Consider the following 25070-nt stretch of genomic DNA (forward strand, 5'->3'; position numbering starts at 1 on the left):
AACGCCATGTTAATCAGTGCTCGTGTGAGCAAGGTCACTCGTCATGAGCGTGAGCGGGATGAGCACCACCGCCGTCGTCCCACCGTACGGCGAGCGGCGCAGCGTCACCTTGATGCCGTGCCGTACGGCCAGCCGCCCCACCACGAACAGGCCGAGCCGGTCGCTGTCGGCGAGGTCGAACTCCGGCGGGTGGGCCAGGCGCTGGTTGAGCTCGGCCAGTTCGGAGTCGGTCAGCCCCAGCCCCCGGTCCTCGATCTCCACCACGAACCCGCGCCCGACCACCTCGCCGCCGACCGTCACCGGGGTGTTCGGCGGGGAGAAGCCGGTGGCGTTCTCCACCAGCTCGGCCAGCAGGTGGATGACGTCGGCGGCGGCCTTGCCGGACAGGGTGGCCTCGGGGATCGGCAGGATGTCGACGCGCTGGTAGGACTCCACCTCGGCGACCGCGCCGCGGACCACGGAGAGCATCGGCACCGGCTGGGGCCAGCTCCGCCCGGCGGGGGCGCCCGACAGGATGATCAGGCCCTCGGCCTGGCGGCGCATGCGGGTGGTGAGGTGGTCGAGCTTGAACAGGTCGTCCAGCGCCTCGGGCTCGGCGGTCCTGCGCTGCATGGCGTTGAGGTGGCCGAGCTGGCGGTGGACCAGGGTCTGGTTGCGCCTGGCCAGGTTGCGGAAGACCCGGTTGAGGCCCTGGCGCAGTTCGGCCTGCCCGACGGCGGCCCGGACGGCGGTGCGCTGCACGCTGGAGAAGGCCTGGCCGAGGTCGCGTACCTCCTGGGTGGCGTCCTCGGTGGCGATGGGCGGCGCCTCGACCTCGACGTCCACCCGCTCGCCCTGGCGTAATCGCTCCACCACGCTCGGCAGCCGTACGTCGGCGAGGTCGGTGGCGGCCACCCGCAGCCCGGCCAGCTCCTCGGCCAGGCCGCGCCCGAGCCGCGCCGACCAGATGACGGCCACCAGGATCGCCACCAGCCCGAGGCCGCCGACCACGACGATCGTGGCGATGATGCCGCCGGCCGACGCCTCGGCGCGCGTGTTGAGCACCTCCGACCTGCTGACCAGCAGCTGGTCCAGGGTCGCGCCGATGCGCCCGGCGACCGCCGCCCACTTCTCCCGGTCCCGGGGCAGCCCCCGCTCCTCGACGATCTCGTGCTCCAGCGCCACCAGGTTCTTGTAGTCGACGGAGGACAGCATCCGCCCGTACGGCGCGCGCAACTCACCGTCGAGGGTGGTCATCCCGTCGCTCATCAGCAGCTTCCGGTTGGGCACCAGTTCCTCGATGGTCTCGTGCTCGTCCCCGGTCATCCTGCCCGCCATGGTCGCGCCCGCCACCAGGGCGTCCACCCTGGACAGCAGGTCCCGGGAGTGGACGACGTTCCGCAGGCCGATCGCCTGCTGGAAGAGCCCGACCTCGGCGACCGTCGGGAGCTTGTCGTACAGGCCGAAGACGGCGTCGGTGATCTTGCCGTAGGCGAGCACCGCGTCGAGCCGGTTGATGCCGCCGCCGTCCACCCGCTCCCGCAGACCGGCCAGCTTGCCCAGTTCGAGGGTGATGCCGTCGATGTCCTCGCGTATCTCGGGGGTGGTCACGGTCGCGGCCATGTCGGAGTTGACGGTGGCCAGGAACGTCTCGGCGACCCGGTCGGTGTTCTGGCGGGCGGTGTTGAGCGGCTCCCGCTCCGGCGGCGCGGAGCTCAGGTAGATCGCCGACACCCTGCGCTCGGTCTGCATCTCCCGCACCAGCTCGGCCGAGGGCACGGCCATGTGCTCGTAGACCGTGCTGGCCCTGCGCAGATCGAAGAAGTCCCCCAGGATGTGGCCCGTCACGAACGTCCACAGCGCGATCAGCGCCACGATCGGCAGGCTGATCAGGGAGTACAGCTTGAAGCGCAAGCTCTGGGAGGCCATGACACCGGACCCGCTTCTAGTCGGTGGATCAGGACGAAGGAAGGGGAGGCTAGCACTGCACGACCGCCGAGCCCAACACCCAGACCACCTCCCCGCCGATGACCGTCGCGACACACCGCCCCGGCCCCTGCCCGACCAGCCTCCGGTACGGCTCCCGCCCGTCCGGTTCGAGGTCGAACACCGCGAAGTCGGCCCGCGACCCCGGCCGCAGGCAGCCGATCTCCCCGTCCAGGCCGAGCGCGGCGGCGCCGCCGAGCGTGGCCGCCTCGACGAGCCTGCGGTCCAGGTCGGCCCCCTGGTAGCCCTGGCCGAGCGCCAGCTCGCGCAGCGCGGCGACGTCGGCGAGCAGGTCGAGCGAGGGCGAGGAGGACAGCGAGTCGGTCCCCACCGCGATCCGGTTGCCCTCCGCCAGCAGCGCGGCGACGCCGGGCCCCGGCAGGCCGAGCGTGCGGTTGGAGCGCGGGCACAGGGCGACGGCCGTGCCCCTGGCGCGCAGCAGCGCGCGGTCCTCGGGGCCGAGGTCGACGCCGTGCGCGATGTGGCAGTCGGGGCCGAGCACGCCCAGGCTGTCGAGGTAGGCGACGGGGGCCAGCCCGGTGCCGCCGTCGCGCAGGATCGAGAAGTCGAACTCGTAGCTCCTGGCCAGGTCGGCCAGCGGCCCGGTGCCGCGCAGGGTGTACTCCCGCTCGTTCGCGGACTCGGCCAGGTGGACGTGCAGGCGCCGGCCGCGGTCGCGGGCGAGCGCGGCTACGTCGGCGATGACGCCGGAGTCGAGCGTGTAGGGGGCGTGCGGGGAGACGCCCGTCCGCCCGTCCAAGCCCTCCAGCAGGCGCAGGAAGTGCGCGCGGCCCGCCTCCCGCCAGGTCTGGTCGGAGTCGCCCAGGGTCTCCAGGTAGGTGACGCCGCCGAGGGGGGAGCCGACCAGCGCCTCCAGGTCGGTGACGATGTCGGCGACCGCGGTCGTGCCGTACCTGAGGCTCTGCGCGATCCCCTCCCTGGCGCCGGCCGCCCAGTCCCACACGCCCTTGCGGGTGAGCGGGTCCCAGCTTCCCGGCCCGCCGCCGAAGTAGGCGCGGTCGAAGGTGTGCGACCACTCCTCGAAGGAGTCGTAGACGCGCCGCCCCACCTCGGCCATGCCGGTGTACTGCAGGTGGGTGTGCGCGTTGACCAGCCCGGCGACCAGGACTCCGTCCCAGTGGACGTCGCCCCTCCCCCGCCCGACGCGCACGATCCGCCCGTCCGCGACGGTCACCGTCCCGTCCGCGACGGGCGGCCCGGACATCGGCAGGACCAACGGCGCGCTGTGGATCACGGCACCCATACGACGTCGGCCCCCAGGATCTTGTAGGTGACCAGGGCCGCGGCGAGCGCGGCGAATCCGGCGAGCAGCAGGTAGTCGGTACGGCCGAAGGCCAGCTCCCGCATCCAGGTGCGGTGCTTGGCGCCGAAGGCGCGCAGGTCCATCGCGTTGGAGGTGTCCTCGGCGTCGATGAGCGAGTTCACCGTCAGCGGGATCACGACGGGTTTCAGCGACTTCAGCCGCCGGACCGGGTTGCCGGTGCGCGGATGGTCGTAGCCGCGCACCCGCTGGGCGTCGATGATCTCCTGCATGCTCGCCGCGGTGGACGGCAGGAACCGGAACGTCAGGTCCACGCCGTAGGCCAGCCGCTGGGAGACGCCGAGCCGGGCGAAGGTGATCCCGAGGTCGCCTGGAGCGATGCAGAAGGCGACCGGAAACCCCATCATGGCCATGGAGACGAACCGGAGCAGCAGCGTCCCCGAGTACGACAGCGTCGCCACGCTCACCGGGTTGCCGGTCAGCGGCATGTCGAACAGCGGCGGGGCCTCGGCGGTGGTCTCGATCTGCAGCGCGTCGGTGAAGACGCTGTTCACCCCGACCGTGATCGTCATGAGGGTGAGCACGAACGCCCAGTTGGCCCTGACCTCCCGCCACGGGATGCCCGCGGACAGGTAGTAGGTCAGGGCCAGCAGGGCGCAGCCCAGCATCATCCGCACGTCGTCGATGCGCGCCACGGCCACGAGGTAGAGCACCGGGACCAGCAGGAGCACGCGCGGGTCGCGGCGGCCGAGGAAGGAGTCCCCGCCCAGATAACGTGGCGTGACGTCCACCGGCTACCTGCCGATGCGCTTGGAGATCGGTTCCCAGACGGCGTCGAGCGCCGGGACCAGGATCAGCGCGACCAGGGTGTTGCTGAGCAGCAGCGGCCCGAACGCCACCGCCGCCCAGGCCTCAAGGGTCAGTCCTTGGACCCACATGTCGGTGATGGTGGACAGGAAGGCGAGGAACGTCGCCACCCAGGCGATCACTCCGACCGCGACGAGCCGCAGGCCCTCCTTCTGGATCCTGGAGGCGATGACGGCGAACAGGATGCCCGCCAGCAGGCCGGTCAGGGCGTTGGCGAGGCTCCAGTTCCAGTAGGTGAGCGCGCCGTAGCCCTTGATCTGGTCGATGACGATGTTGCCGACCAGGCCGGTGAAGAATCCGGCGATGGGGCCGAACCGCATGCCGAAGAACGGCACCAGGGCGAAGGCGGGCCGGACGTCGACGTTCTGCGTGCCCGGGATGGTGAAGCTGATCAGGCCCAGGACCGCGTAGAGCGCCGCGCCGACGGCGGCGAACACGACGACCCTGGAGGAGATCTCCCACATCGGGGTTCTGGGTAACGCTGAGTCGGTACTCATGGGGGGTTGAGTCCTTCCTTCCGGTGGAGGGGGGTTCTTGCCAGGTGGAACGGGTGCGGTATGGGGCCGCGCTCGGGCAGCCGGTCGCGGATGGCCCGCAGCAGGCTGGTCTCGCGCAGTCCGGAACCGGCCCACACCCGCTCCTGGTGGGCCAGCTCGGCCGGTGAGGCGTCGGCGACGATCCGGCCGCCGTCCACGATGACGATGCGGTCGGCGGAGGTGAGCGCGAGGTCGACGTCGTGGGTGATGAAGTAGACGCTGCCGAGGGCGGCCAGCACGCGTTCCATGAACGTGGTGGTGGTGTGCAGGTCCTGCCCGGCGGTGGGCTCGTCGAGGATCAGCGTCTTGGGGCGCATGGCGAGGGCGAGCGCGACCGTCAGGCGGCGCTGCTGGCCGTACGACAGGGTGTGCGGGGGGCGTTGCAGGATGTCGGGTTCCTGGAGCAGGAGCATGGTGTCGAGCGCTTCGCGGGAGACTTCGGCGATCTTCTCCGGTGGCCAGCCCAGGTTGCGCGGGCCGAAGGCCAGTTCGGCCTCGACGGTGGCGGAGAACAGCGCCTGGCCGGGGTTCTGGAAGACGTAGCCGAACGTGGTGGCCAGGCTGAGCACGGATCGCTCGCCGATCGGCTCGCCGTCCACCCGGACCTGCCCGGCCGACGGGTCGAGCAGCCGTACGGCGGCGCGCAGCAGGGTCGACTTGCCCGCGCCGTTCGGGCCGAGGATCGCCACCCGCTCGTGCGCCCGCAGTGACAGGCCGACCTCGCGCAGGACGGTGCGCGTGCCGTACCCGAGGGTGGCGTGGTCGTACTCCAGGCGGGCGGGGCCGCCCTCGTCCGGCGTGGCGGGGAGGTCGGCCGGTCGCGGCAGTTCCGCCGCTCTGGCCACCAGCGCCTCGAAGGGCAGCTTCACGTGGGCGACCGGCGCCTCGCGCAGGAATCCGCCGACGCCGCCGGTGTAGCGGGCGCGGCCGTCCTCCAGGTAGAGCACCTGGGTGGGGCCGAACTCCAGCATCTCCTCCACCCGGTGCTCGACGACCACGGCCGCGCCGCCGCCGTCGACGAAGGCGCGCAGCTCGCCCAGCAGCCGGAGGCTGGCCGCCGGGTCCAGGTTGGCCAGCGGCTCGTCGACCACCACGACCTGGGGGCGCATCACCAGCACTCCGGCGAAGGCGACGATCTGCAGCTCGCCGCCGCTCAGCTCGGCGGTCGGGCGGTGCAGCAGGTGGCCGATGCCGATCCTGGCCACCACCTCGTCGATCCGTTCGCGGATCTCCGCCCGGGGCAGGCCCAGGTTCTCCGGGCCGAAGGCCAGCTCGGTGAAGACCGTGGTGCCGACGATCTGCTTGTGCGGGTCCTGCAGCAGGGTGCCGACGACGGTGGAGAGCTGCCGGATGCTCTGCTCGGCGACCGGCTTGCCGCCGACGTGCACGCGGCCGGTCACCTCGGCCCGGTAGGCGTGCGGGACCAGGCCGTTCAGCAGCCGCAGCAGTGTGCTCTTGCCGCACCCGGAGGGGCCGCTGACCAGTGCGAAGTCGCCCTCCCGGACGCTCAGCCCGACCTCGTGCAGGACCTGCCTGCCGGTGGAGCGGTAGCGCACGGAGGCGTCGCTGACGTCGATGATCACAGGCCCCTGCCCAGGAACGCGCGCTGCTCGGCGGACGGGAGATCGAGTTCGACGCCGAGCGCGCCGAGCTTGAGCCTGGCCACCCGCTCGTCCAGGTGCGCGGGCATCAGGTGGACGGCGGGCGGCAGGTCGTGGGTGAGCAGGTACTCGACGGCGAGGAACTGGACGCTCAGCGACAGGTCCATGATCTCGATGGGGTTGCCCTCGGCGGCGGCGCAGTTGACGCACTCGCCTCCGGCCAGCACGAGGACGTGCCCGTGCCGGGTCACGCCCGGCCGGACCTCGGCGCCGCCCGGCGGCACCTCGACCTCGTCGGGCACTCCCCCGGCGACCGCGACGACCGCGCCGTCCTTCATCGCCGCCAGGTGCCCGGCGGTGATCGTGTGCGCCACACCGGTCGCGGAGAAGACCAGGTCCGCCTCCGGGCAGGCGGCGCGCAGGGTGCGGACCTCGTAACCCTCGTGGTGGGCGCGCAGCGCGGCGAACGGCTCGACCTCGGTGACGACCACCCGGGCGCCGAGGGCGGCGGCGTAGCGGGCGACGCCCTGGCCGACGTACCCGTATCCGGCGACTACGCAGGTCAGGCCGTCGAGGTCGAGGCCGGTCAGGTCGAGGGCGGCGAGCACGCAGGACTGGCCGGTGCCGTGCACGTTGTCGAACAGGTACTTGGAGCGGGCGTCGTTGACCGCCATCACCGGGATGCGCAGGTCGCCCTGTTCGGCCATCCGGCGGAGGGGGCGCAGGCCGCTGGTGGTCTCCTCGGCGGCGCCCCGGAGCCCGGCCAGGCGGTCCTCGGCGTGCGCGAGCCGTACCACGCGGGCGCCGTCGTCGACGAGGACGTCCAGGTGCTCCGCCAGCATGCGCCTGGCCAGGTCGTCGTCCTGGGACCGGGTGGCGTCGGAGCGGGCGAGTACGGCGACGCCTTCGCGGACGAGGGCGGCGGCCACGTCGTCGGCGGTCTCGCGGCCGGGGCAGGTCACGATCACTTCGGCTCCGGCGTCCCTGAGCGCCAGCGCCAGGTTCGCCGTCTTGGGCTCCAGCACCAGCACCAGCCCGACCCTGGCCCCCCGCAGATCCACCCGCCCGCCCTCGGCACCGCCCTGAGCCGCGCCCCCGGGTAACCGCCCGTCGCCCAAGGCGTTGAGGACCGGCATGAAGCGTCTGGCCCAGGCGATGCGCTCGGCGCCTTCCGGCCAGAGGGCGGGGTCGCGGATGTCGGCTAACACGTCAGGTCCAGCACGAACACCTCGTGGCCCGGCGCCACCTCGACGGCGCCGACGCCCTCCCTGACCCGCACCCCGCGCGATCCGCAGGTCGCCACGACGGCGCCGGGCTTGAGCGTGGACAGGTCGGGCGGGGTTTCGGCGATGACCAGATCCGCCCCGGCGAGATCCGCGCCGGGGTGCGCGCCCATGGCGCGCAGGCGGGCGGCGAGCCCCGGGACCTCCCCGAGAATCGCCACGCGCTTACCCGCCATCAGCAGGTTGGTACGGCGCAGGACGATCTGGATGACCGCTTGCGCACCGGGAAGCCGGGTCAATGATCTCCATCCGATCTTCGGAGGTTACCGATTAAAGGCCGAGATCACGCCCTTTGACAATGGGTTACTCGCGACCTTCCTCGGGAATCCCGTTCTCGCTCGGCGCGATCGGCCCGGCCCCGGGCGGCTGTGGTCGCTCCTGGCCAGCGCGGCGGCGTCGGGGTAGTCGGTGACGAAGGCGTCCACCCCCAGGTCGAGGTGGGCGCGGTATTGAGGGCCATAACTGCGGGGAAATCTTCGCTTCACTACGGGCTGACGGCGAGGAAGAGGAACGCTCCGAAGATCACGAGATGGACCGTTCCCTGCATCAGCGTCGCCCGCCCTGGGGCCACGGTCAGCGTGGTCACCACCACGGTCAGCGCGAGCAGCACGATCTCCTTCGGGCCCAGGCCGAGGGTGAGCTGCCCGCCGAGCCAGATCGAGGCGACCGCGATCGACGGGATGGTCAGGCCGATGCTGGCCAGCGCCGAGCCGAGGGCGAGGTTGAAGCTGGTCTGCACCCGGTTGCGGGCCGCCGCCCGGACCGCCGCGACCGTCTCCGGCAGCAGCACCAGCAGCGCGATCGCCACGCCGACCGTGGCCCTCGGCGCACCGGCCGCACTGACCGCCTGCTCGATCGCGGGCGAGGCGGTCTTCGCCAGGCCGACCACGCCGACCAGGCAGACCAGCAGCAGGCCGAGGCTCCACAACGCGGTGCGCGCGCTCGGCGGGACGGCGTGGTCGTCGTCGCCGCCGGTGCCGACCGGCAGGAAGTAGTCGCGGTGCCGTACCGTCTGCATGAAGACGAAGACGCCGTAGAGGATCAGCGACGCGACCCCCGCGAAGGCGAGCTGCCCGGCCGAGAACGTCGGACCGCTGGTGGTGGTCGTGAACGACGGGACGATCAGCGCCAGCGTGGCGACCGCGCTCAGCGTGGCCAGCGCCGCGCTGACCCCCTCCACCCGGAACGCCACCACCCGGTGCTTGATCGCGCCGACCAGCAGGCAGAGCCCGATCACGCCATTACAGACGATCATGAAGGCGGCGAAGACGGTGTCCCTGGCCAGCGAGTCCGAGCCCGCGCCGCCGGAGGCCATGAGCATGAGGATGAGGCCGACCTCGATGACCGTCACCGCGATCGCCAGGATGAGCGTGCCGTACGGTTCGCCGACCCGGTGCGCGACCACCTCCGCGTGGTGCACGGCCGCGATCACCGCGGCGATCAGCGCGGCGGCGACGACGACCACCAGCGGACCGCTGTGCAGAGGACGACCCCAGGTCATGGCCAGCACCACGATGGCGACAGGGGGAACGAGAACGGTCCAACGCAACAGGCGGTGACGCGACATGGGAACAACCCTATGGGGGTGTTCACGGGCGTTCGCGCAGCTCACCGCCCCCTCCGACGATCACTCCGGCCTGCAGGCCGTCCCCGCCGCAGTCGCGCCCGTTGGGATACTGCCGCTCGGGCGTCACCTCGATCCGGCCCACGGCGAGCTCGTCGCCCTTCCGGTCACGCAGCGCCAAGGTCACGGTGACCGGCTTGTCGGGCAGGTCCGGCACCTCCCCCATCCCGGACCGCTCACCGGTGGGCGTCGCCCACGCCGCGCAGGAGTCACCCTCGCACGTCTCCCGCCCGGCGCCCGAGGACGGGAAGATCACCACCTGCGGCTGCCGGCAGGCCCCGTCCCAGCAGACCCGCATCTCGGCGCGCTCCACCCGGGCCGCCAGCGGCGCCTCCACCGTCACGGTGACCCCGACCGCGGTACCGATCTCCGTGCAGGCGCGCGGAGTCAGCGGATCGCACGCTGTCAGGGTGGCGAGCAGGGGCACGATCATCACAAGTCTGCGCACACCCACACAGACGTATCGCACCCCGCCCGGGTTCAGCCGGCCAGCAGCTTCCTGACGCGGGCCTCGCCCACGGCGAGCAGGAGCGTGGGCAGGCGCGGGCCGGTGTCGCGGCCGACCAGCAGCCGGTAGAGCAGGGCGAAGAACTCGCGCTGCGCCACCTTGAGCTCGGGGGTGGGCTTGGCGTCGGCGGGCAGGCCCGCGCGCAGCTTCGGCACGCCGTACACCAGCGCCGTCAGGCCGTCGAGCGACCAGTGCTCGTCGAGGCCGGCCACCAGCAGGGCCAGCGACTCGCGCGCCTCCTCGCCGAGCCCGGCCAGCAGCTCGGCGTCCGGCTCGTCCAGCACGCGGGTGCGCTGGTCGGCGGGCAACTGGGTGGCGACCCAGTGCTGCGCCCGGTCCAGGCGCGGCCTGACCTGCTCCAGCGACGTCACCGGGTCGGCGGGGTCGAGGTCGCGCAGGATCCGCAGCGTCTGCTCCTCGTCGCCGGTGGTGATGTCGGCGATCGAGGCGAGCGTGCGGTACGGCACCGGCCGCGGCGTCACCGGCAGCGCGCCCTCGGCCGTGCCGACGGCCCTCGCGTGGGCGGCCAGGTCGGCGGGCTGGGCGGTGCCGTCGGCCACCTTGCGGCCCAGGGAGTCCCACTCGTCGTACAGCCGCTGGATCTCCTGGTCGAAGGCGATCTTGAAGGACTGGTTGGGCTTGCGCCGCGCGTACAGCCAGCGCAGCAGCGGCGCCTCCATGATCTCCAGCGCGTCGGCCGCGGTCGGCACACCGCCCTTGGAGCTGCTCATCTTGGCCATGCCGCTGATGCCGACGAAGGCGTACATCGGCCCGATCGGCTGCTTGCCGCCGAACACCTCGCCGACGATCTGGCCGCCGACCACGAACGACGAGCCCGGCGAGCTGTGGTCGACGCCGGACGGCTCGAACACGACGCCCTCGTGCGCCCAGCGCATCGGCCAGTCGACCTTCCACACCAGCTTGCCCCGGTCGTGCTCGGCCAGCCGCACAGTCTCGCCGAACCCGCACGCGCAGGTGTAGGCCAGCTCGGTGCTCTCGTCGTCGTAGCCGGTGACCGTGGTCAGGTCCCGCTCGCACAGCGCGCAGTAGGGCTTGTACGGGTAGTAGCCCCCGGCCGCGCTGCCGTCGTCCTCGCTCGCCGCGCCCGACCCCTCGGCGGCGGCGGCCTCGTCGGCGTCCACCGGCGCGGCCTTCGCCTTCTTGGTGCGGTAGCGGCCCAGGATCTCGTCGATCCGGGCCCGCTCGCGCATCGCCAGCAGGATCTGCTCGCGGTAGCCGCCCGAGGTGTAGCGCTCGGTCTGGCTGATCGGCACGTAGTCGACGCCCAGCTCGGTCAGCGCCTCGGCCATGGGCGCCTTGAAGTGCTCGGCCCAGTTCGGGTACGCGCTGCCCTCCGGGGCGGGCACCGAGGTCAGCGGCTTGCCGATGTGCTCGCTCCAGGCCGGGTCGATGCCCGAGGGGACCTTGCGGAAGCGGTCGTAGTCGTCCCACGAGATCAGGTGCACGCAGGCGTGGCCGCGCCGCCTGATCTCGTCGGCCACCAGGTGCGGTGTCATGACCTCGCGCAGGTTGCCCAGGTGGATCGGCCCGGACGGGCTGAGGCCGGACGCGCAGACGATCGGCTCGCCGGGCGCGCGGCGCTCCGCCTCGGCGATGACCTCGTCAGCGAAGCGAGAGACCCAGTCGGCCTCGATGCCCATCACAACGCCTTTCCTCGACTGATCCGACTCCTCATTGTCGCGGACCGCGAGCCCACCTCGGTCCGCCCGGGTGACAACGGGTTCACGACTGCGTCACAAACTTCCACCTCTCGTTCATCAGCACAGGTCCGCCGCCACCCCTGTCGGCCTCGATCTTTGACATAGGGTCACCGAGTCCCCTCTCATTGGGACATGAAGGGCTCCTATGTGGTGACGGGCGGCGGACGAGGCATCGGCAGGGCGATCGTGGAGCGGCTGCTCGACGACGGCGGGGCCGTGGTCGTGGTGGAGCTGGATCCCGGCGCGCTCGACTGGCTCGAAGGGGTCCCCCGGACCGCGGGCGTCGCGGGTGACGCGGGCTCGGAGGAGGTGCTGGGCCGGGCGGCCGACGCGGCCGAGGCTCTCGCCCCGCTGGCCGGGTGGGTGAACAACGCGGCGCTGTTCCGTGACGCGGCGCTGCACTCCACGCCGTCCACCGAGGTGATGAACCTGATCGCGGGCAACCTGGCGCCCGCCATCGCCGGCTGCGCCACCGCGATCCGCCGCTTCCTCGCGGCGGGCACCCCCGGCGCGATCGTCAACCTCTCCTCGCACCAGGCCAAGCAGGCGGTGCCGGGGGCGTTCCCGTACGCCACGGCCAAGGCGGCGGTGGAGGGGATGACGCGGGCGCTCGCGGTCGAGTACGGCCCGAACGGCATCCGGGTCAACGCCGTGGCACCCGGCTCGGTGGAGACCGAACGCTACATCCGCTTCCTGGCCGACCAGGAGCCGTCCGCGGCGGCGGCCTCCGAACGGCTGATCGCGCGGGTGCATCCGCTCGGCCGGGTCGCGCGGGCCCAGGAGGTCGCCGCGGCGGTGGCGTACCTGCTGTCGGAGGAGGCGTCATTCATCACCGGCGCGACCGTCCCCGTCGACGGCGGGCGCACGGTCCTGGCGCACGACCCGGAGTAGCCTTCACTACGGCCCTTGTCGCAGCGCGGCACAACAGGAATGCGCAAGGCGGGCGCCTCCGGAAGGGGCCCGCCTCGCCGGGGGCCGGTCAGGTCCGGCCGTGGCCGTCCTCCGGTGTCCTTCCGTCGTAGCCGAGCAGGCGCATCGCCGTCTCGGGGTCGAGGGCCGCCGCCAGGAGCTGGGCCCTGGCGTTGGCCTGGTCCCTCTCCCGCGCCGCCCGCGCCTGCGCGCCGCGCACGCCCTTGACCGCGAGGACCGCCACCGCGACGCCCACGATCAGCGCCACCACCAGGATGAACAGCACCAGCAGCAGGCCGGGCGTCAGGCCGCCCACGCCGACGCCGGTCGCGGCCATCGCCCCGAACAGCACCACCGCCACCAGCGCGAGCACGCTGCCCACGATGATCCAGACCGTCCCCGACGCGCTCCTGCGCACCGGCGGTGTCTCGGCGTGGCCGGGCGCCGCCTGCGTCCCGGGCGACCACGGCACGAACTCCGGCCGCCCGTCCCCCGCCTCGGTGATCGCCGGAGCGACCGCGGTCGCCTCGACCGGCGCCGCCTCCGGCACGGGTCCCGGCAGGTTCCTCTCGACCCGATTGTGCTCGCGGTGCGCGCGCACCGCGTCGCGGTGGTACTCCTCCAGGTCCTGGAACAGCTCTTCGGACTGGTAGACGGTCCCGTCGACGAGCGGCCCCGGCCGCCCCTCCAGGATCGCCACCACGTCGTCGCCGTTGAGCGTCTTGTGCGTCTCCAGCGCGTGCGCCAGGCACAGCACCTCGCGCCGGTGCCGCCGCAGCAGCTCCTCGGTCTGGTCGAGCAGCCTGGACAGGTTGAACTCCACCCGCTCGCTGAGGTGGTCGGGCGCGCTCTCCCGCTGCGCGCCCGCCTCCTGCAGAAAGCCCGGCCCGACCGGGCTGCGCATCGCCTTGCCCGCCTGGATGCCCAACTCCTGCAGCGCGGGCAGCGAGGCGATGCCGGTGCCCATCCCCCAGTGCGACTCCATGAGCCCCACCAGGTAGGTCGCCGACATCAGGTCACCGGACACGCCGGAGGAGTTGTCGTCGCCGAAGAACATCCGCTCGCCCGCCAGCGAGGCCAGCGAGACCATGATGTCGGCCTCGTGCTCGGACTTCCAGCGGGTGAACTGGTCCTCGGGCTTGATGGAGGCGACCATGCCGAGGTAGTCGGCGCCCTTCTCGATGGTCGCGATGTCGATCTCCAGGTGGAACCTGGTCCGGTAGGCGACGACCGCGTGACAGGCCTCGTGTACGGCGACCGCGTGCCGTTCCCGCTCGATGTACTCCACGTCCTCGGGCGGGCCGAGCTGCTTGAGCCGTTTGGCGCGCAGCACGTCGGACCAGGTGATGACGTCGCGGTCGTCGCGGATCGCGGTGATCAGCGACTCGTTGACCAGGTCCTTGATGGTGGCGCCGGTGGCGTACGGGGTGATGGTGGCCAGCTTGTCGATCTGCTCGGGGGTGAGCTGGTGGTCGACCTTGTCGAAGTAGCCCTGGTAGGTGCGCACCCGGCCGGACTTGGACGGGTAGCCGACCTTGTAGATGCGGTCGATGCGGCCGGGCCGCAGCAGCGCCTCGTCGAGCACGTCGGGCATGTTGGTGGCCATCATGACGAGGATGCGGTACTTCGGCGGCGGCTTGGGCCGCATCCCGAGCAGCCGCCTGACCAGGCGGTTGAAGAAGCCGCGCGGCTTCTTCAACCCGGACAGCTCGGTGAGCAGCGCCTGCAGGGTGCCGGTGTCGCCCTGGCCGCCGCCCATGCCGCCCATGAAGAAGCGTTCCCGGTCCTTGAAGGTGACCAGGGAGCGGGAGTACTCCGACAGGTAGTTCAGGCCGTGGCAGCCGGTGAAGCCCTGGCCGGGCGGGCCCTGCTGGGCGAGGCGGCCGCGGCGGCCGAGGGAGTCGGCCTCGTCGAAGAAGACGATGACGCCGCCGTACCGGAGGGCGAGCTTGCGCAACTTCCTGAAAAGCGACTTCACTTTGAGGATGCCGATGCCCATGAACATCGCGGTGAACGCGCCGGGGTCGACGAACACGTAAGGCTTGCCGGTCTCCCCGGCCACCGCTTCGGCCATGAGCGTCTTGCCGGTGCCGGGCGGCCCCCACAGCAGCAGCCCGCTGGGCACGTAGCCGCCGCGCACCTCGATCTCGTCGGGCCGTTCCAGGAAGACGATGTTCTCCCTGACCCGCGCGACCACGTGGTCCTGTCCCCACACGTCGCTGAAACGGGTCTTGATGTCGTCGGGGAAGTAGGTCTCGATGCCGCCGCGCGACAGGAACCAGAACAGGCCGGCGAACTGGATGATGATCACGAAGAACAGGAAGACGAACTGCAGGATCATCGGCGCGGCCTGCACCAGCAGCGCCGGCGCCTGGAACAGCGCGAGGAACGGGCTGACGTCGAGCACCGCCCCCAGCAGCAGGGCGATCAGCGCGACCCAGAACAGCACCTTGATCGCCCTGGCCAGGCGGAACCTGGCCCAGTCGTCGAACCTGCGGTGCGTCCACCGCTCGAACCCGCCGAAGACCCGCCGGCTCCAGAACCGGTGGTAGCCCGCCGAACGCTCACTGACCAGGAAGTGCGCCTGCCGTACGGCTTCCGCCCCCAGCAGCCAGAAGATCCACGTGTGATCCAGCGCGATGATCCGCAGCGCGTCGCCGAAGGGCATGACCCCCTCGAAGTCGGCCATCGTCTTCCAGGTCAGCACCAGGAAGGCGGCGGTCAGGCCGATCAGGAACTTGCCGCGATCCCAGAACCGCATCTTCTTGCGGGTCACGAGGCCGGGGTCGTTGGGCCCGCTGTCCGGGGCGCGCAGGCCCGCGTGGTGGGTCGTGGTCACGGGTGCTCCCTCATCCGGGCGTCCGGAGCAGCTTGAAGGACTCGGCGATCCGGTCGAACTCGGCGCCGCGCTTGGCGAAGCACGCCGAGGGGCACCGGATGAGCAGGACGGAGACCGTCTCGCCCGTCTTGTTCAGATAGGCGGTCTGGTCGAACGTCTGGACGTCCCGCCCCACCTGGTACTCGAACCTGATCCGCACGCCCCTGGCGCCGTCGCCGAGCTGGATCGGCTGGTCGCTGACCATCACGAAGCCGCCGAGCAGGGGCCGCTGACCGGCCTGCGCCACCTGCATGACGTAGGCGTCGCGGCGTTGCTTGGTCACCGGCAGGATGAAGTCGCGCATGGCGTCCAGCGAGACGGAGTCCCGCTGGACGGGGGTGAGCTGGTGGACCGTCGAGTAGACGAACGGGTCGCCGGAGCTGATCAGGTGGTTGACGTCGGGCTGGGCGGCCTGGTCGAAGGCCGTGGACCAGACGCGCTGCCTGCGCAGTGCGGCGATCGCCGAATCCGGGTGGTCACCGCTGAGCAGGGAATCGATCCTGGAGGAATCGATCTTCGCGAAGGAGGCGGGCACCTTGAAGTAGGTGGTCCCGTCCCTGTCGCGTACGTAGGTGAACTCCGCCTCGCCGCACCCGGCGACCCCCGCGGTCACGATGGCCGCCATCGAGATCGCGGCCAGCCTCGTCCAAGCCCGTGCTGTCTTCACCAGGGCTTACCTCCGCATTACGGACCAACGAGATAGTTCTGCCCGTTTTTAGCGGCCAATCCTCCTTTTCGATCTCATAACTCTTGACCAAATCTTGGCCGACTTTTGACTTTATCCGTGACCATCCGTCAGGACTTTCTAGGTCGGCGCGAGGCGCTGCAACCTTTCCGCAACCTCCGACAGGATCGATTGACATCCTCCCCCGCCGAAGGGGGGGATTCCAACGGCGACTACCCCACGGGGAGGAGATCGTGTTGAGGTTCACGGTTCACAGGCTCCGGCAACCCGGCGCCGCCATCGCCTGCGCGAAATCCTTCAACGCCTGCTGCTGCACGATGACCGACCCGCCACGCAGCCACCCGAACTCCGCCCGCGCCTCGGTGAGCTGACGGCACTGCTCGGCGAAACCCGGCCCGGACTTGAAGCCGGGACGCCAATGCGCGTGCTGCTCGACCGCCAGATTCCATACAAACCTCGCATGCCCGCAATGCTCGGCCAACACCGCCTCCTGAGCAGGCGAGGGCTGAAGCCGGTAACGGGACACGCCGAACAAACTACCGAACGTCACCGACAGAATCAGGAGAACACAGTGCCCCGAAGCCCCGCGACTCCTCCCCGACCTGAAGGACGGGGAGTCCATGCTGTAGGTGCTCGGTGAGATTGGGTCAGGATGCGGTATCGCCGGACGACCCAGACAAGACATACGATTACATGTCCGGCTCAGGGCAGGCCCCTGTTCCTGGTCGGGCGACCGGCCGAGGAGGGGAAGGCGCGGCGCGCCCGCCCACGACCGGCTGGCCGACGGACACGGAGTGCCTATGAACGACAACGACCACGCGGACGACACTCCGGAGCGCAGGGCCAGAGGATTGGAGATCATGAAGAGGGTCTACGGCTGGGACCAACTCGGCGCGGGCACAGGCGACTTCTACGCGATGACGGTCGAGCACCTGTTCGCCGAGGTGTGGTCGCGGGAGGGCATCAGCGACCGCGACCGCCGCCTGCTGCTGCTCGGCCTGCTCGTCGGGCAGGGCATGGACGAGCAGATCAATCTCCAGCTCGACGCCGCCCTGCGCACCGGCGACCTGACCGCCGAGGAACTCCGGGAGATCGCCGTGTTCCTCACCCACTACGCCGGGTGGCCGCGCGGCGCCAAGCTCAACACCCAGGTGGAAGACCTGATCGACCGCCTCATCCGCGACTGATCGTCGCGGCGACCGTGGCGCCCAGCTCCCAGCAGGCCGCCAGGTCCTGCTTCGTCACCGCCCCCGTCACCGTGACCGGGGCGACCACCCTCTCCCAGCCGATCCCGCCCGCGATCGACTCCACGGCCCGCACCGCCCCCGACACGTCGTTGTTCCCGTGCACGTACAGCCCGTACGGCAGGCGCCTGGTCTCCTCCAGGCACGGGTAGTAGACGGTGTCGAAGAAGTGCTTGAGCGCGCCGCTCATGTAGCCGATGTTGGCCGGGGTGCCCAGCACGATCGCGGCGGCCCCGAACACGTCGCAGGCGGTCGTGCTCAGCGCGGCACTGGACACCACCTCGACGCCCTCGATCTCGTCGGTGGTGGCGCCGCGGCGTACCTCCTCGAACAGCTCGCGGGTGGCGGGCGAGGTGGTGTGGTGGACGATGAGCAGCCGCGTCATCCTCTCATCATGCCGCGTTCCGGCGTGCGGCTCCGGGCGCGTTAGTCTGCGCTCATGCCTACAGCACTGATCACCGGCGCGACCGCCGGCATCGGCGCCGCCTTCGCGCGGCGCCTGGCCGCAGACGGCTTCTCCCTGGTCCTCGTGGCCCGCGACGAGGCCAGGCTCGCCGAGTCAGCCGACGCGCTCAAGCTCAGGTACGGCGTGACCGCCGACGTCCTGCCTGCCGACCTGGCCACCGACGAGGGCCTCGCCCGCGTCGAGGCGCGCCTGCGCGAGGGCGTGGACCTCCTGGTGAACAACGCCGGCTTCGGCCACCCGGACGCCTTCCTCAGCGTCCCGGTGGAGGACGAGGTGCGCATGCTGAAGGTCCACTGCGAGGCGGTGCTGCGGCTCACCCTGGCGGCCCTGCCCGGCATGCGCGTCCGGGGCCGGGGCGGCGTGATCAACGTGGCCTCGGTGGCGGCGTTCTTCACCCGGGGCACCTACAGCGCCTCCAAGGCGTGGGTGGTGAACTTCAGCGAGTCGACGGCCGCCGAGATCACCGAGCCGCGCGTCCGGGTGATGGCCCTGTGCCCCGGATTCGTGCGCACGGAGTTCCACGACCGCGCCTCCATGGACATCTCCGGCGTCCCCGGCTTCCTCTGGCTGGACGCCGACGCGGTGGCCAGGGAGGCCATGCGCGACCTGGCCCTGGGCAAGTGGACGTCCATCCCCGACCCGCGCTACAAGGCGATCGTCTCGGTCGGCCGCCTCATCCCGCGCCGCCTGGCCGCCAAGATCTCGGCCAGCCTCCGCCAGGCCTGACCGGCCCGCGGGCTATCCGGGATCACCAGGAGCGGCCGTACGGACGAAAAGCGGCCCCCCGCCGCGGGAGGGGGTCGCGGCGAGGGGCCCGGGCCGGGCGTGAGGTGGGCTCACTCCCGGTGGTCGGCGGCCCGTGGGCCGGTGGTCGGCGGCTGGGGTCAGCGGCCGATGTTGGCCTCGTGGCCGATGGCCAGGCCGGAGGTCGGGTCGAAGAAGTGCAGGTTGTGCGTGTCGAGGACCAGGGTGATCTCCTGGCCGGGGCGCACGTGGCTGCGGGCGTTGACGCGGGCGGTCCACAGCGACTTGTCGCCCACCAGCGGCAGCGCGGCCTCGTCCTCGTCACCGGTGTCCTGCGCGGCGACGGTGTCCTTGTGCTCGACCGGCGGGGCGTCGATGAGGAACAGCACGTTGATCTCGGAGCCCAGCTCCTCGGTGACCTGCGCCTTCACCGGTACGGTGGCCCAGCCGTTGGCGTGGTTGCCGGCCGCCGAGGCGTCCTCGAAGTCGGACGGGCGGATACCGAGGATGATCTTCTTGCCGATGTACTGGTCGAGGCCCGGCTTGTCGCTGAAGGTGGAGTCCGGGATGGACAGCTTGTAGCCGGCGAAGCTCACGGCCGCGCCGCCGTCGCGGACCAGCTCGGCGGTGACGAAGTTCATCGAGGGCGAGCCCATGAAGCCGGCGACGAACAGGTTGACCGGCTTGTCGAACAGGTTCTGCGGGGTGTCGACCTGCTGCAGCAGACCGTCGCGCAGGACGCAGACGCGGTCGCCGAGGGTCATGGCCTCGACCTGGTCGTGCGTGACGTACACGGTGGTGACGCCGAGGCGCTCGTGCAGCGTGTTCAGCGAGGCGCGCATGGAGACGCGGAGCTTGGCGTCCAGGTTGGACAGCGGCTCGTCCATGAGGAAGGCCTGCGGCTCGCGGACGATCGCGCGGCCCATGGCGACACGCTGGCGCTGGCCGCCGGACAGGGCGGCGGGCTTGCGCTTGAGGTAGGTGTCGAGGCCGAGCATCTTGGCGGCCTCGCCGACGCGCTTGGCGATCTCCGCCTTGGGCATCTTGCGAAGCTTCAGACCGAAGGCGAGGTTCTCCTCCACGGTCATGTGCGGGTACAGCGCGTAGTTCTGGAAGACCATCGCGATGTCGCGGTCCTTGGGCGGCAGGTGGTTGACCACCTTGTCGCCGATGGCGATCTCACCGCCGCTGATGTCCTCAAGCCCGGCGATCATCCGCAGCGCGGTGGACTTGCCGCACCCCGAGGGGCCGACCAGCACCATGAACTCGCCGTCCCTGATCTCCAGGTTGAGCCCGTTCACAGCTTTCACGCCGCCGGCGTAGATCTTGTCGACATTGGTCAGAACGATGGATGCCATGACAGTCCTTCGCGTCACCGGGCAGCACCCGGTCGTTTACCTTGGATACGTTTTCATGCATCTCACCCGAAACGGACATGCGTGTCAAGAGCCCTTGCGTGACCAGCCTTTGCGGAAGCTTGAAGTGGAAACCGGCTGGAAACCATGATGGAATCGTTTCCATGAAAAGGACCACCATCAAGGACGTGGCCGAGGCGGCGGGCGTGGGAGTCGCGACCGTGTCCCGGGTGCTGTCCGGCGGATCGGCCAGCCCGCAGACCCGCGAGCGGGTGCTCGCCGTCGCCGCCCAGCTCGACTACCGGCCCAGCGCCCTGGGCCGCAACCTGCGCCAGCGCCGTACCGGCGGGATGGGGCTGCTCCTCCCCGACCTGACCGACTCCTTCTACGGCCGGCTCGCCGAGGGCGTGCTCGCCTGCGCCCGCTCGGCGGGCGAGCCGGTGGTGCTCGGCTCCACCGGCGACGATCCGGAGCAGGAGGCGGAGCTGGTCGGCATGCTGCTGGAGCAGAGCGTCGACCGGGTGATCGCGGTGCCGGTGGGCGACGCCGACACCTGGGATCCGGCGATCCGCGCGGGCATGACGGTGGTGTTCGCCGACCGGCTGCCCCCCGCCGCCCCCTCGGCCACGAGCACCTCCCAGAGCGACCTGGAGGCCCTCGACGGCCTGCGCCCCGCCCGCGCCGCCGGACGCCGCCTGGACCTGCCCGCGGTGCTCGCCGACGACAGGTCCGGCGTCCGTACGGCGGTGCAGTACCTCAGGGGCCTCGGCCACCGCCGCATCGCCTACCTCGGCGGCCCCGGCCACGCGCGCCGCGTCGCGGCCTTCCGCGAGGCGCTGGAACCGCACGTCGACGAGGATCTGATCGTCTTCGCCCGGGGCAGCCGCGACTCCGCCTACGCGGCGGCCTCGGGCCTGTTCCAGAGCCGCCCGGACCTGACCGCCGTGCTGGCCGGCGGCAACATGCTGGGCGAGGCGGCCGTACTGGCGGCCAGAGAGCTGGACCTGCGGATCCCCCGGGACGTCTCGCTGATCATGTACGACGACGTGCCGTGGGCCGAGCTGTGCTCGCCGCCGCTCACCGTGATCGCCCAGCCGGGCCAGGACATCGGCTACCGGGCGGCCGAACTGGTGCTGCGCGCCGAGAGCCGCCGCCCGCGCAGCGTGCTGCTGCCGACCGAGCTGATCGTCCGCGGCAGTTGCGGGCCCCGCAGGTAAAGTCGGCCGCCGACTCCCCTACGCGGGGCGCGTGGATTCGCGACACTGGTCGCGGAGGCGAGGCATGGCGGACTTGACACCTTTGCGGAACGGCGACCCCCAGAGCATCGGCGGCTGGCGGTTGCTCGGCCGCCTGGGCATGGGCGGCCAGGGCGTGGTCTACCTCGGGCAGTCGGGCGGCGGCGAGCGGATCGCGGTCAAGCTGCTGCACACCCATCTCGGCGCTGACCCCAAGGCCAGGAAGCACCTGGTGACCGAGCTGGCGGCGATGCGGCGGGTGGCGGCGTTCTGCACCGCGCGGGTGCTGTTCGCCGACCTCGAGGGCGACCGGCCGTACATCGTCAGCGAGTACGTCGAGGGCCCCTCGCTGCACGAGGTCGTCTCCGAGGAGGGGCCGAGAGGCGGCTCGGCCCTGGTACGGCTCGCCGTCGGCACCGCGACCGCGTTGAGCGCGATCCACCAGGCGGGGGTCGTGCACCGCGACTTCAAGCCGGGCAACGTGCTGCTCGGCCCGGACGGCCCCAGAGTGATCGACTTCGGCATCGCCAAGGTCCTGGACCTGGCCACCGCGATGTCCACCGACGTGATCGGCACTCCCGCCTATATGGCGCCCGAGCAGCTCAACGGCGAGGAACTGACCGCGAAGATCGACGTGTTCGCGTGGGCGTGCACGATCGTCTACGCCGCCACCGGCCGCCCGCCGTTCGGCAACGAGTCGAACGCCGTGGTCCTGAACCGCGTGCTGAACCTGCCGCCCTCGCTCGGGAGCGTCGACGGCGCGCTGCGCGACCTGCTGGCCGCCTGCCTGGCCAAGGACCCGCGGGAGCGGCCGAGTTCGCGCGAGGTGCTGCTCGACTTGCTCGACCACGCCCCTCCGCAGGAGAGCGGGTCGGAGATGCGCTCGGCCAGAGCCAGCCTGACCGCCCCGCCCGCGCCTCCGCCCGCCACTCCGCCCGGCGCGCCGCCACCCCTGTGGCGGCGTCGCCGGGTGCTGGCCGCCCTGGTGGGCACGGCCGCCGTCGCCGCGGGCACCGTCGCGGTGCTGCGCGGCACCCGGGACGAGGTGCTCCCGCAGCCGCGCACCACCACGGTGGGCGGCACCCGGGAGCTGCTCCCGCAAGGCCCGCTGCCCGGCGTGCGGGGCAGCCTGAACCCCGACCCCGCGGGCCCGCTGCTGCTGACCTCCTACCTGCCGGTCGTGCGCGGCAGGCACTCCAACGCGTTCGTCCTCGACCGCAAGAGCGGCACGTTCGAGGCGACCCGGTACCGCAACGCGGTCGTCTCCCCGTCCCTGCGCCACGTCGCCGGGGTCATGGGCGAGCCCGGCGGCACCAAGGTGGTCACCGTCGAGGACCGGGACACCGGGCGTACGCACCGGCTGGAGTTCGACGAGCCGGTGCTGGCGCCCGTCTGGTCACCGGTCGCCGACCGGCTGCTCGTCACCCTGCTAGACCCGGCGAACCCGCTCAAGGCGGTCGGCTACGCCATCGCCTCCGGCGAGGGCTTCACCCCCAAGGTGGTGCGCCCGGCGCTGGCGCACGTCGGCATGTACGGCTGGCCGATGCACCCCGGCGCCTTCGCCTGGAACCAGGACGGCACCGCCCTGGCCGCCGCCTCGTTCGAGGGCGACTGGCCCGACAAGACGCTGCACGTCTACACCCTCGACGGCGCCCTGACCAGGACCTACCCGTCCACCGGCGCGAACGTCGGCTGCCCCTTCTCCCCCGACGGCAAGCTGATCGCCACGCAGAGCCGGATAGCGGGCGCCGAAGGAGAGGGCGGCGAGGACCGCACCACGCTGTTCGACGTCCGCACCGGCACGTTCGTGCGCGAACTCCCGGCCAACCTGTGGTTCATGTCGTGGTACGGCTCCGCCCACGTCATCGGCTACACCTCGGCCACCTCCGGCACGCCCGGCCAGGTCCGGCTGGTGGGCGTCGACGGCACGCCGGGCCGGACGCTGATCACCAACGAGGAGGTCCCGGCGGACTGGAACCTGTGGCCGTACTGGTCGCCGCGCTAGGAGATCGCCTTCTCGATCGCGGCGACCACGGCCGGGTCCTGCGGCTCGACACCCGGGCGGAAGCGGGCCAGGACCTCGCCGTCCCGGCCGAGCAGGAACTTCTCGAAGTTCCACTGGATGTCGCCGGCCTCGCCGTCGGCGTCCGGGGTCTGGGTGAGCGTGCCGTACAGGGGGTGGCGGTCGTCGCCGTTGACGTCGGCCTTCTCCAGTAGCGGGAAGTCGACGCCGTAGGTGGTCGAGCAGAACTCCTGGATCTCCTCGGCCGAGCCGGGCTCCTGGCCCATGAACTGGTTGCAGGGCACGCCGACGACGGTGAAGCCGCGCGGGCCGTACGTCTGCTGGAGCTGGACCAGGCCGGTGTACTGCGGGGTGAGGCCGCACTTGGAGGCCACGTTCACGACCAGGACGGCCCTGTCGCCGGTGAGTTCGGCGAGGGTGGTGGGGGCGTCCGCGAGGGTGCGGACCGGAATGTCGCGAAGGCTCATGATCTGAGCCTACCGACCCGCGCCGGTGCGGCTCGCCGTGCGGTCCGGCTCTCGCGGGGCCGTGAGGGCGGTCGTCCCAAGCCCGGGACGGGCGCCCGCCAAGCGCGGGGCGAGCGGGCGCCGGGGCCGTTCAAGGCGGCCCTGCGAGAGGGCCAGGAGTTCACGACGGTCCGGCAAACACCTGTCCGCCGCGTGTCGAGATTCTCCGTCCGGGCCGCCCCCGCGTATTAGAAACCGGCTAGAGAACTCGTCGTGGAGCCTGGCCGGGCCGTCCAGCGTGATCGGGCGGTTGAAAGGTCCTGGCCAGGCCACGCGGGCCCTCCTCGTCCGAGCCACGGACGCGGGTGGTAGAGGCACCGGAGGCGGACCGCCGACGTGCTCGCTCGCACGCGACCTGACAGCAAGGATCGAGTTGGACAGCGAACGCGTGATGCGCAGCACTCTCGTCGCGATGATCGCCTCCGTGGCGCTCACCGGCGGGACGGAGGCCCCCGCTCATGCCGAGGACGAGGCAGGAGCGCAGGTCCACCACCTGCGGACATGGACGGTCGAGGGAGACTCCCGGGTGATCCATCAGGGCACCTGGAAGACCCACGCCAAGCCGAAGGCCAGGGTCGAGCGGCCCAAGGGCAGGAACAAGGGAATCGCACTCGACCTGGTCGTCCGCCGGTCGTGGTCGATTCAGCAGTTCCACTGCCTGGACAGCCTCTGGACCAGGGAGAGCAACTGGAACCACCGGGCGCAGAACCCGTCGTCCGGCGCCTACGGCATCCCACAGGCGCTGCCGGCGGGCAAGATGTCAGGGGTCGGCAGCGACTGGCGGTCCAATCCGACCACCCAGATCCGCTGGGGCCTGAAGTACATCAAGGGCCGCTACGGCAAGCCGTGCGGCGCCTGGGGCCATTTCAGATCGCACAACTGGTATTAGGGAGCCGCCTGGGGAAGGGACGGCTACCGTGGCACCCGGGGCGTTTCAGCCCCGGGTGCCGCCGTTTTTCGCGTGTACGGCGATCGCCTCGATGAGCAGCTCCAGCCCGAAGGCGAACTCGGCCTCGTGGTCGCAGGCCGTCAGCAGCGGGGCCAGCTCGCTCACCTCGGGGAACAGCGCCGGATCGACCTCCCCCGCCTTGACCATCGACCCGTGCACGGGTGCGAAGGTGGGCGTCACCCCCACCTCGCGCAGCAGCGAGCCGACGATGTAGGCGATGAACATGCGCAGCATCCGCACCGCCTGCTGCCCGTCGAACCCGGCCCCGCGCAGGGTGGCCAGCGCCCGCTCCACCGGCAGCAGCCCCGCGTTGGAGTGCAGTTGCCGGCCGAAGACCAGCATCGTCGAGCGCGGGTAGTGGTGGGTGATCGCCCGGAAGGCGTGCGCCTGCATGCGGACCCGCTCGGTCCAGTGCGCGTCCGGGTCGTCGGTGAACTCGATCTGCGACAGCACCGCCTCGGCGACGCCGTCGAGCAGGGCGGACTTGTTGGGCACGTGGTTGTAGAGCGACATCACGCCGACGCCGAGCTCGGCGGCGATCCTGCGCATCGAGACCCCCTCCGCGCCCTCGCGCTCGATGAGGTCGATGGCCGTGGCGACGATGCGCGCCCGGGACAGCGGCTCGGAGGTCATGCCTCATTCTATTGACGTACGTACGCCGTACGTGCCAGCCTCAAGGTGATACGTAC

23 protein-coding genes are annotated in these 25070 nt (G+C 71.3%); 6 read left to right on the top strand and 17 right to left on the bottom strand.

All coding sequences use genetic code 11. The features are described from left to right. Nucleotides 1-9 precede the first annotated feature (9 nt). The 10 genes from ABZ911_RS09670 to lysS all read right to left on the bottom strand — a co-directional run bounded on the left by ABZ911_RS09670 (nucleotide 10) and on the right by lysS (nucleotide 11327). Nucleotides 10-1908, bottom strand: coding sequence for a nitrate- and nitrite sensing domain-containing protein (locus ABZ911_RS09670; RefSeq protein WP_358053835.1), 1899 nt, complete (start codon nucleotides 1906-1908; stop codon nucleotides 10-12). Between the two features lie 49 nt (nucleotides 1909-1957). Continuing rightward, a complete protein-coding gene (locus ABZ911_RS09675) occupies nucleotides 1958-3220 on the bottom strand; it encodes an amidohydrolase family protein (protein ID WP_358053837.1) in 1263 nt (420 codons plus the stop codon). After that, a complete protein-coding gene (locus ABZ911_RS09680) occupies nucleotides 3217-4038 on the bottom strand; it encodes an energy-coupling factor transporter transmembrane component T (protein ID WP_358053839.1) in 822 nt (273 codons plus the stop codon). Before ABZ911_RS09680 ends, ABZ911_RS09675 begins: the two co-directional genes overlap by 4 nt. Nucleotides 4039-4041: 3 nt before the next feature. Next, entirely contained in the window at nucleotides 4042-4611 is a 570-nt protein-coding gene (locus ABZ911_RS09685) for an ECF transporter S component (RefSeq protein WP_358053841.1), read from the bottom strand. Beyond that, nucleotides 4608-6233 carry an ABC transporter ATP-binding protein gene (locus tag ABZ911_RS09690; RefSeq protein WP_358053843.1) on the bottom strand — a complete coding sequence of 542 codons (1626 nt, stop codon included), beginning with the start codon at nucleotides 6231-6233 and terminating at the stop codon, nucleotides 4608-4610. Before ABZ911_RS09690 ends, ABZ911_RS09685 begins: the two co-directional genes overlap by 4 nt. Continuing rightward, on the bottom strand, nucleotides 6230-7459 hold the full coding sequence (locus tag ABZ911_RS09695) for an adenosylhomocysteinase (protein ID WP_358053845.1): 1230 nt from the start codon (nucleotides 7457-7459) through the stop codon (nucleotides 6230-6232). Before ABZ911_RS09695 ends, ABZ911_RS09690 begins: the two co-directional genes overlap by 4 nt. After that, complete coding sequence (locus ABZ911_RS09700) at nucleotides 7453-7773, bottom strand: hypothetical protein (protein ID WP_358053847.1); 321 nt, start codon at nucleotides 7771-7773, stop codon at nucleotides 7453-7455. The genes ABZ911_RS09695 and ABZ911_RS09700 overlap by 7 nt, the downstream gene beginning before the upstream one ends. Nucleotides 7774-8018: 245 nt before the next feature. Next, nucleotides 8019-9101, bottom strand: coding sequence for a hypothetical protein (locus ABZ911_RS09705; protein ID WP_358053849.1), 1083 nt, complete (start codon nucleotides 9099-9101; stop codon nucleotides 8019-8021). 22 nt (nucleotides 9102-9123) lie between these two features. Then, nucleotides 9124-9606, bottom strand: a complete 483-nt coding sequence (locus tag ABZ911_RS09710; RefSeq protein ID WP_358053850.1) for a hypothetical protein — start codon at nucleotides 9604-9606, stop codon at nucleotides 9124-9126. A 32-nt stretch (nucleotides 9607-9638) separates the two neighbouring features. Further along, complete coding sequence (lysS, locus tag ABZ911_RS09715) at nucleotides 9639-11327, bottom strand: lysine--tRNA ligase (protein ID WP_358053852.1); 1689 nt, start codon at nucleotides 11325-11327, stop codon at nucleotides 9639-9641. Nucleotides 11328-11519: 192 nt separating this feature from the next. On the opposite strand from lysS, the gene ABZ911_RS09720 reads away from it, so the two are divergent. Beyond that, nucleotides 11520-12278, top strand: coding sequence for an SDR family oxidoreductase (locus ABZ911_RS09720; RefSeq protein WP_358053854.1), 759 nt, complete (start codon nucleotides 11520-11522; stop codon nucleotides 12276-12278). Nucleotides 12279-12366: 88 nt separating this feature from the next. Here ABZ911_RS09720 and ABZ911_RS09725 read toward each other — a convergent pair whose 3' ends face one another. The 3 genes from ABZ911_RS09725 to ABZ911_RS09735 form a co-directional block, all read right to left on the bottom strand. After that, a complete protein-coding gene (locus ABZ911_RS09725; protein WP_358053856.1) occupies nucleotides 12367-15135 on the bottom strand; it encodes an AAA family ATPase in 2769 nt (922 codons plus the stop codon). A 10-nt stretch (nucleotides 15136-15145) separates the two neighbouring features. After that, nucleotides 15146-15841: a hypothetical protein gene (locus ABZ911_RS09730; RefSeq protein ID WP_358053858.1), complete on the bottom strand. Its 696-nt coding sequence runs from the start codon at nucleotides 15839-15841 to the stop codon at nucleotides 15146-15148. Nucleotides 15842-16109: 268 nt separating this feature from the next. Next, nucleotides 16110-16385, bottom strand: coding sequence for a helix-turn-helix domain-containing protein (locus tag ABZ911_RS09735; RefSeq protein WP_358053860.1), 276 nt, complete (start codon nucleotides 16383-16385; stop codon nucleotides 16110-16112). A 274-nt stretch (nucleotides 16386-16659) separates the two neighbouring features. Between ABZ911_RS09735 and ABZ911_RS09740 the strand changes: the two genes are divergently transcribed. After that, on the top strand, nucleotides 16660-17046 hold the full coding sequence (locus ABZ911_RS09740; RefSeq protein WP_358053862.1) for a carboxymuconolactone decarboxylase family protein: 387 nt from the start codon (nucleotides 16660-16662) through the stop codon (nucleotides 17044-17046). On the opposite strand, the gene ABZ911_RS09745 is transcribed toward ABZ911_RS09740, so the two are convergent. Then, nucleotides 17033-17488 carry a flavodoxin gene (locus ABZ911_RS09745; protein ID WP_358053864.1) on the bottom strand — a complete coding sequence of 152 codons (456 nt, stop codon included), beginning with the start codon at nucleotides 17486-17488 and terminating at the stop codon, nucleotides 17033-17035. The genes ABZ911_RS09740 and ABZ911_RS09745 overlap by 14 nt on opposite strands. A 54-nt stretch (nucleotides 17489-17542) precedes the next feature. Between ABZ911_RS09745 and ABZ911_RS09750 the strand changes: the two genes are divergently transcribed. After that, nucleotides 17543-18295, top strand: a complete 753-nt coding sequence (locus ABZ911_RS09750; RefSeq protein WP_358053866.1) for an SDR family oxidoreductase — start codon at nucleotides 17543-17545, stop codon at nucleotides 18293-18295. Nucleotides 18296-18453: 158 nt separating this feature from the next. Here the strand turns inward: ABZ911_RS09750 and ugpC are convergent, their stop codons facing one another. Beyond that, nucleotides 18454-19671: a sn-glycerol-3-phosphate ABC transporter ATP-binding protein UgpC gene (gene ugpC, locus ABZ911_RS09755; RefSeq protein WP_358053867.1), complete on the bottom strand. Its 1218-nt coding sequence runs from the start codon at nucleotides 19669-19671 to the stop codon at nucleotides 18454-18456. A 161-nt stretch (nucleotides 19672-19832) separates the two neighbouring features. On the opposite strand from ugpC, the gene ABZ911_RS09760 reads away from it, so the two are divergent. Together ABZ911_RS09760 and ABZ911_RS09765 are read left to right on the top strand one after the other, a co-directional pair. Then, nucleotides 19833-20885, top strand: a complete 1053-nt coding sequence (locus tag ABZ911_RS09760) for a LacI family DNA-binding transcriptional regulator (RefSeq protein WP_358053869.1) — start codon at nucleotides 19833-19835, stop codon at nucleotides 20883-20885. Between the two features lie 64 nt (nucleotides 20886-20949). Further along, nucleotides 20950-22908, top strand: a complete 1959-nt coding sequence (locus ABZ911_RS09765) for a protein kinase (RefSeq protein WP_358053871.1) — start codon at nucleotides 20950-20952, stop codon at nucleotides 22906-22908. Here ABZ911_RS09765 and ABZ911_RS09770 read toward each other — a convergent pair. Next, entirely contained in the window at nucleotides 22905-23393 is a 489-nt protein-coding gene (locus tag ABZ911_RS09770; RefSeq protein WP_358053873.1) for a glutathione peroxidase, read from the bottom strand. The two genes, ABZ911_RS09765 and ABZ911_RS09770, sit on opposite strands and share 4 nt — an antisense overlap. Before the next feature lie 412 nt (nucleotides 23394-23805). Here ABZ911_RS09770 and ABZ911_RS09775 point away from each other — a divergent pair, with 412 nt between their 5' ends. Further along, nucleotides 23806-24321 (top strand): transglycosylase SLT domain-containing protein, encoded by a 516-nt coding sequence (locus ABZ911_RS09775; RefSeq protein ID WP_358053875.1) that lies wholly within the window; start codon nucleotides 23806-23808, stop codon nucleotides 24319-24321. A gap of 45 nt (nucleotides 24322-24366) precedes the next feature. On the opposite strand, the gene ABZ911_RS09780 is transcribed toward ABZ911_RS09775, so the two are convergent. Next, complete coding sequence (locus ABZ911_RS09780) at nucleotides 24367-25014, bottom strand: TetR/AcrR family transcriptional regulator C-terminal domain-containing protein (protein ID WP_358053877.1); 648 nt, start codon at nucleotides 25012-25014, stop codon at nucleotides 24367-24369. Nucleotides 25015-25070 lie beyond the last annotated feature (56 nt).

Origin of the sequence: Nonomuraea sp. NPDC046570, from assembly GCF_040645915.1 — a bacterium.
Classification (GTDB): domain Bacteria; phylum Actinomycetota; class Actinomycetes; order Streptosporangiales; family Streptosporangiaceae; genus Nonomuraea.